The sequence below is a fragment of the Marinifilum sp. D737 genome, from assembly GCF_026672275.1.
Lineage (GTDB): Bacteria > Bacteroidota > Bacteroidia > Bacteroidales > Marinifilaceae > Marinifilum.
The window spans coordinates 1-1751 of sequence record NZ_JANQCD010000083.1 but is presented as its reverse complement, the minus strand read 5'-3'; the positions used below and the strand labels follow the sequence as shown (position 1 = coordinate 1751).

At 38.4% G+C, this 1751-nt stretch carries 1 protein-coding gene; it reads right to left on the bottom strand.

What is annotated here, in order from left to right; genetic code table 11:
• Window positions 1-128 precede the first annotated feature (128 nt).
• Window positions 129-1655, bottom strand: a complete 1527-nt coding sequence (locus NQ163_RS20485; protein WP_268192175.1) for an IS1182 family transposase — start codon at window positions 1653-1655, stop codon at window positions 129-131.
• Window positions 1656-1751 lie beyond the last annotated feature (96 nt).

Genomic DNA, 1751 nt, shown 5'->3' with positions numbered 1-1751 from the left:
TAACAAAAGTAACCGTTGCACAATCAAGTAATATTTGTAAAAAATAAGAACAAAGCCTTAATAGTATGCGGATTTGCAAGCTTTTAAGGCTTTGTTTTTACAGTTGGTTTTGTTTGTGTTTTAAATTTTTAAGGCCTTAAAACAAGCTCAAGAGAGTCAAGATAACTTCTCAAAGAAGAAAATAAAACAATGGCCTGTTTGGTCATTGTTTCAGCTGTTTTGCTCATGAATTTCATTAGTTTTTTAAGGTTATAGGCAGTAGCAGACATGTGCATTACCTTGTTTGCCTGAGCAATTCCGATGGTGTTGATTTTTCGAAGTCCCATAAACCCAGTTAAGGTGCCGAAAACAGGTTCGACCGTAGATTGCCGCTTGCCTTTCATGTATTTGCCGAACTTGCTGCGAACCCTTTTGTTGTTACGCTCATACTCTTTTTTGTAAACAGTAATGGCGATCCTCTTTTCAAAACTCTTGCCAATACATTTTTGTTTTATCGGACAGTTTTTACAATCACTTCTTTTGGTTAGGTAATGATCCTGAAGAGAATTTGTCACCATTTTCCGCTTTCGAAAAGTAACTTTTTTTCCCTGTGGGCAAAGCCAGTAATTTTCTTCCTTGCAGAAGGTAAAGCCTTCGGGACCGCCCTTATATGTCCCATGTGGAGGAATGTAGCTGATAATATTTTCCTTTTCCAGAAAAGCATAGTTCTCTCCGCTGCTGTAGCCAGCATCAGCTAACAGGTTGGTAAACAAAAGGCCTTGTTTTTTCAGTCTGTGTTTTAAGCGCTTGGTGGCATCCTGCAGGTATTGATTGTCTTTTTTATCGGCATGGTAAGCTTTTACATCTGTTATTACATGATTGGCTGTATCAACACTGATATTATTTAGGTAATTCAGTTTTCTGGCTTTGCCAGGCTTTACACTGATTCTGGCATCGGGATCGGTTGGACTGTAATGGGTTTTGTTACTGGTATACTTGGCTCCTTTGTTGCCTGCCCCGGGACGCTGATCCTGATTTTTCTGCCAGTTACGGTTGCGACTTTTTATCTCTTGCAACTCTCTTTTATTGGCTGTTATGATCTGCTCTTGTTTTGATGCTTTATTCTTTTTAGGCTTTCGATCCATCCGACTTTGGTAACGAGCTTTTTGAAGATAGGCCTCTAGTTCTTCCTCAGGAACTTTCAGTTCAAGGCTATCCATACTTGCATTGGCTTTTATTGGTGCAGAATCCATAGCCTGGGTGTGACCGGAAACCATTCCCTTGTCTACACACATGCCTAATATATGAGTAAAAACCTCTTCAAATATCTTTTCGGGAAACAGCTGACGAGTACGACTTAATGTACTGTGCCAGGGCAACTGTTCATCGATATCAAAGCCCAGAAAAAACAGAATATCCAAGCGCATGGAACAATGTTCTATAAGTTTTCTGTCGCTAATAATATTCTCTAAATAACCAACCAAACACAACTTATAGAAAACAACCGGATCAATGCTTTTTTGTCCGCAATTCCCATAGTAAGATTGTGTTTTTTTGTAAAGGAAGGATAAGTTTAAAGTCTCTTTTAATCGGCGATAGAAGTTATTCTCCGGTACTCGATTGGAGAGCTGAAAGCTGGAAAACAACTTCTCTTGATAAAGCTTCTTTCCTTGCATTTTTATTTACAAGTTAAGCCATTATTATTGCGAAGTAAAGTTTTTATTGTTAGATTTATGAACAAGTTATCAAGAGTTGTGCAACAGGCACAAAAG